Origin of the sequence: Rhodococcus sp. YH1, assembly GCF_009939605.1 — a bacterium.
GTDB classification, from domain to species: domain Bacteria; phylum Actinomycetota; class Actinomycetes; order Mycobacteriales; family Mycobacteriaceae; genus Rhodococcus; species Rhodococcus aetherivorans.
On record NZ_WVTE01000132.1, the window covers coordinates 1 to 6,079 of the forward strand.

Here is a 6,079-nt window from a genome sequence, read left to right on the forward strand (position 1 = left end):
GCCGACTCGACCTCGCCGAGCTCGATCCGGAAGCCACGGATCTTGACCTGGTCGTCCGCGCGGCCGAGGTACTCGAGGTCACCCGAGACCGCCCAGCGCGCCACATCGCCGGTGCGATAGAGCAATCCGCCGTCGGCGGAGAACGGATCGGCCACGAACCGGGCCGCGGACAGGTCCGGACGGCCCAGGTATCCGCGGGCCAGCTGCCCGCCGCCGACGTACATCTCACCGGCCACGCCCACCGGGACGGGGTTGAGACGGGTGTCGAGGACGTAGACCCGCAGGCCCGCGATCGGCACGCCCACGATGCTCGCCGAACCGGCCTCGGCCAGGTCCGCACCGATCTCCCGGTACGACACGTGCACCGTGGTCTCGGTGATGCCGTACATGTTCACCAGCCGCGGCGAGGTGTCCCCGTGCCGGGCGAACCAGCCCTCCAGGCGGCGCGGCTCGAGCGCCTCACCACCGAAGATCACGTACCGCAGGGCCAGCTCGCCACCGGTCCCGCCGGCCGTGCGGTCCGCCTCGGCGAGCTGGTAGAACGCCGACGGCGTCTGATTCAGCACCGTCACACCCTCGCGAACGAGCAACTCGCGGAACGCCTCCGGCGAGCGCGAGGTGAACCAGTCCACGACGACGAGGGTGCCGCCGTACAGCAGCGGACCCCACAGCTCCCACACCGAGAAGTCGAACGCGTACGAGTGGAACATCGTCCACACGTCCGACGGGCCGAAACCGTAGACCGACTCGGTGTTGACCATCAGCCGCACCACGTTCCGGTGCGGGATCAGCACGCCCTTCGGCCGGCCCGTGGACCCGGAGGTGTAGATGACGTACGCGAGGTTCGTGGCGCCCAGCGGCGCGGTGCGCTCCTCGTCGCGGATCGGCGCGTCGTCCACCCCCGACAGGTCGACGGTGTCGAGCTCGACCACCGGCACCGCGGTGGGCACGTCGACCCCCGTGCCGGAGAGGGTGAGCACCGCGGCCGGCGCGGCGTCGGTGAGCATGAACTCGATCCGGTCGGCCGGGTAGTTCGGGTCCACCGGCAGATACCCGCCGCCGGCCTCGAGCACCGCGACGAGCGCGACCACCAGATCCAGTGACCGCGGCAGCGCGACCGCCACGAGCGACTCCGGACCCACACCCACGGAGATCAGGTGCCGGGCCAGTCGCCGCGCCCGGGAGGCGAACTCGGCGTAGGTGAGCGCCTCGTCGCCGAACCGCACCGCGATGTCGCCGGGTGCGGCGGCGACGCGCGCCTCGAACATGTCCACCAGCGTCACGTCCGCCGGGGCGACGTCGTCGCCCAGCGAGTTCCACCGGGAGACCACGAGCTCGCGCTCGAAGTCGTCGACGATCTCGATGTCACCGACCGCGACCGACGCGTCGGCCGCCACGGCCCGCAGGATCCGCAGCAGCTGCTCGGCGAACGCGGCGACCCGCAGCTCGTCGAACAGGTCGGTGGCGTAGGTCACGGCGGCATCGATGCCGGCGGCCGAGCCGTCCGGGGCCACCTGCTCCGAGAAGGTGAACTGCAGATCGAACTTCGCCGTGGGCGGGTCGTAGTCGAGCGCCTCCAGAGCGAGGCCGTCGAGTTCGAACTCGGCCTGTCCGATGTTCTGGAAGGTCAGCGCCACCTGGAACAGCGGGTGCCGGGCCTGGGAGCGTTCCGGATCGAGGATCTCCACCAGCCGTTCGAACGGCACGTCCGCGTGCGCGAAGGCATCGAGGTCGTTCTCGCGCACCGCGCTCAGCAGGTCCGCGAAGGACTGCCCGCCCCGCACGTCGGTGCGCAGGACGAGGGTGTTGACGAACATGCCGACGAGGTCGTCGAGGGCGGCCTCGCCGCGGCCGGCGACCGGCGTGCCGATCGCGATGTCCTCGGTCGCGGACAACCGGGCCAGCAGCACCGCGAGCGCCGCGTGCACGACCATGAACAGCGACGTGTTCTTCTCGTGCGCGAGGTTCTGCAGGCGGTCGTGGAGCGCCTCCTCGACGCGGAAGCGGCTGGTGCGGCCGTGCCCGGAGGCCCGCTCGGGACGGACGCGATCGGAGGGCAGGTCGAGCTGGTCGGGCAGGGCGGCGAGGGTGCGCTTCCAGAACTCCACCTGCTCGGCGGCCACGGATCCCGGTTCGTCCTCGGAGCCGAGCACGTCGCGCTGCCACAGGGCGTAGTCCGCGTACTGGATCTCGAGCGGTGCCCAGCCGGGCAGCTCACCGCGGGTGCGGGCCGCGTAGGCGACCATCACGTCGCGGGCGAGCGGACGCACCGAGAACCCGTCCGTGGCGATGTGATGGGCGACGAACAGCAGCACATGCTCGGTCCGGCTCAGCTCGAAGACCACCGCGCGGAAGGGCACCTCGGTGGTGACGTCGAATCCGCGCGTCACCAGTTCGCGGGCGCGGTCCGGCAGGGCCTGCGCGTCGATGCGTTCGATCACGAGCCGCACCGGGGACTCCGGCAGGATCTGCTGGTAGCCGGTGCCGTCCACGTCGGGGTAGACGGTGCGCAGCACCTCGTGGCGCTCGGTCAGGTCCCGTATCGCCCCGCGCAGCGCGGGCACGTCGAGGGCGCCGGTGAAGTGCACGCCGATCGGCACGTTGTTCACCGCCGACTCGGGGTCGAAGCGGTTGAGGAACCACATGCGCTGCTGCGCCGGCGACAGCGGGATGCGCTCGGGCCGCTCGTACGGGACCAGCGGCGTGCGGCGGCCGGCGCCGGCCTCCTGCTCGGCCCGCACCGCGAGGGCCTCGACGGTCGGGGCGTCGAACAGGGCCCGCACCGGGATCGACGCGTCGAGCGCCTCGCTGAGGCGGGCCGCGACCTGCGTCGCGACGAGCGAGTTGCCCCCGAGATCGAAGAAGTCGTCGTCGCGGCCGACCCGCGGCACGCCCAGTACCTGGGCGAACACGCCCGCGACGATCTCCTCGACCGGGGTCCGCGGCGGGGTGAAGGTGCGCACCTCGAAGGTCGGGGCCGGCAGCGCGCGCCGGTCGATCTTGCCGCTGGCGTTCAGCGGGAACGCGTCCAGTGCGACGAACGCGGAGGGCACCATGTACGACGGCAGCGTGGCCGCGAGCGCGTCCTTCGCCTTCGCGGGATCGAACTCCGCACCCGGCTCGGGGACGACGTAGCCGACCAGCTGCGGCCCGAAGCGCGGGTCCTCGCGCACCACGGCGACGGCCTGGCGCACCTCGTCGAGGGCGGCGAGCTGCGACTCGACCTCCCCGAGTTCGATGCGCAGCCCGCGTAGCTTGACCTGCAGGTCCGTGCGGCCCAAGTAGTCGAGCTCGCCCGCGGCGGTCCACCGCGCGAGGTCGCCGGTGCGGTACATCCGCTCGCCGGCGGCCCAGGGGTTCGCGACGAACCGCTCGGCCGTCAGATCCGCGCGGCCGTGATAGCCGCGGGCCAGCTGGACACCGGTGAGATAGAGCTCGCCGGCGACGCCGACGGGCACGGGGTGCAACCGTTCGTCGAGCACGAGCGCGTCGGTGTTCCACACCGGCGTACCGATCGGCACCGCCCCGGCGTCGTCGGCACCCGCCGTGCGGTGGACGGTCTGGATCGTCGTCTCGGTGGGTCCGTACAGGTTGTGGACGGGCGCGTCGTTCAGTGCGCGGAACCGTGCGACGGTTTCGGCCGGAAGGCTCTCGCCGCCGCAGAAGACCTGGGTCAGGGACGCGGCGGTCGTCCGGTCGAGGTGTTCGAGGACCGCGTCGAAGACGGCGGGCACGAACTGGGCCACCGTAACGGCGTGACGCGCGATCGCCGCCGCCATTCCGGGCGGGTCGCGGTGCAGGTCGGGCGCACCCACCACGATCCGCGCCCCCACCAGCGGGGGCAGGAAGATCTCCCACACCGAGGCGTCGAAGGTGGCGGGGGTCTTGAGCAGCAGGACGTCGCCGGCCGTCGGGCCGAACCGGTCCCGCATCCACAGCAACTGGTTGACCACGGCGGCGTGCGGCACGGCCACGCCCTTCGGCCGACCGGTGGAGCCGGACGTGTAGAGCACGTACGCGAGATGCTGCGGCCGCAGCGGCGCGAGCCGGTCGGCGTCGGTCAGCGGCGCGTCGCCGTACGGCGCGGTGTCGGCCTCGTCGAGCGCCACGACCGGCACCGCGTCCGCACCGGGCAGGCGGTCCCGCCCGGACCTGGTGAGAACCAGGACGGGCGAGGCGGATTCGAGGACGTACGTGATCCGGTCCGCCGGCTGGTCCGGGTCGAGCGGGACGTAAGCGGCCCCGGCGGCGAGGACCGCGTGGATCGCCACGAGCATCTCCGTGGAGCGGCCGGCGGCCACCGCGACCACCGTGTCCGGTCCCGCGCCGCGCGCGACGAGATACCGCGCCAGCGCGTTGACCCGGGAGCCGAACTCGCGGTAGGTCAGCGCCGACTCACCCGACTCGATCGCCACGGCGTCGGGGGTGCGGGCCGCCTGCTGGGCGAGGAGATCGACCAGCGTGGCCCCGCAGTCGAGCGTGCGGCGGGGCCCCCGCGCGAGCTGCTCGACCGCGTCGAGTTCCGCGCCCGGCAGCATCGGCAGGTCGCCGACCGGCACGTCGGGCTGCTCGGTCACCAGCCGCAGCAGCCGGACGAACCGGTCGCCGACGGCGGCCACGGTCGGGGCGTCGAACAGGTCGGTGGCGTAGGAGATCTCGACGGCGAGGTCGCCCGCGTCGGTGCCGGCCGCCTGACCCTCGAGGATCGTGACCATGAGGTCGAACTTCGACACGCCCGCGTCGAGGGGCAGCTGCGCGACGGACAGCCCCGGCAGTTCCAGGGCCACGTCGCCGATGTTCTGGAACGCCAGCATGACCTGGAACAGCGGAGTCCGGGCCTGGGTGCGTTCCGGCGCGAGCACGTCCACGAGACGCTCGAACGGCACCTCGGCGTGCGCGAAGGCCCCGAGGTCGACCTCGCGCACCCGGGCGAGCAGTTCGGCGAAGGTGTCGGCCGTGTCCACCTCGGTGCGCAGCACCAGGGTGTTGACGAACATGCCGATCAGATTGTCGAGCGAGCGTTCCCCGCGGCCGGCCACCGGGGTGCCGACGGCGATGTCCCGGGACGTGCCGAGGCGGGCCAGCAGCAGCGCCAGGGTCGCGTGGACCACCATGAACACCGTCGCGCGCTGTTCCCCGGCGAGCCGGCCGAGCGCGGCGTGCAGCGACTCGTCGATGGTGAGGCGATGTGTCGCACCACGATTCGTCGCGACCGCGGGCCGCGGCCGGTCGGTCGGCAGGTCGAGCCCGTCCGGCAATCCGTCGAGCGCCTGCTTCCAGTACTCGAGCTGACGGGTGACGACGGAGTCCGGGTCGCCCTCGGAGCCGAGCACGTCGCGCTGCCACAGGGTGTAGTCGGCGTACTGGATCTCCAGCGGCTCCCAGGCGGGCTCGTTGCCGAGCGACCGGGCCGCGTAGGCGACCATGATGTCGCGGGTGAGCGGCCCCATCGAGAAGCCGTCGCCGGCGATATGGTGCATGACCGCGACGAGCACGTGCTCCTCGGGACTCAGGCACAGTAGGCGCACGACGATCGGGACGTCGGTGGACACGTCGAAGTGGGTGGCCGCCAGCGCCCGCAGCTCGCCAGGGAGCTGCGCCGGCTCGATCCGCACGGGCTCGAGCGAGACGCGGACCTCGGACGGGGCGAGCACCTTCTGGTAGCCGTACCCGTCGAGGTCGGGGTAGACGGTGCGCAGCGACTCGTGGCGGGCGAGGACGTCGCACACCGCTTCCTCGAGCGCCGGGACTTCGAGCCGGCCGGACATGCGGACGGCGACGGGGATGTTGTTCGCCGTCGAGTCGGGATCGAACCGGTTGAGGAACCACATGCGCTGCTGGGCCAGCGACAGCGGCACCCGCTCGGGCCGGGGCTGCGGCACCAGCGGGGCCCGTCGCGCCGGGCCGTCGTGACCGTCGATCCGGGCGGCCAACGTCTCGACGGTCGAGTTCTCGAACAGCAGCCGCAGCGGCACCGACGCATCGAGCGCCGCACCGATCCGCGAGACCACCTGCGTGGCGATCAGCGAGTTGCCGCCGAGGGCGAAGAAGTCGTCGTCGAGGCCCACCCGGTCGAGAC

At 72.4% G+C, this 6,079-nt stretch carries 1 protein-coding gene; it reads right to left on the reverse strand.

Going from position 1 to position 6,079, the window contains the following annotated elements:
- On the reverse strand, positions 1 to 6,079 hold a 6,079-nt coding region (locus AIIKEEIJ_RS11985), incomplete at both ends, for a non-ribosomal peptide synthetase (RefSeq protein WP_161995734.1).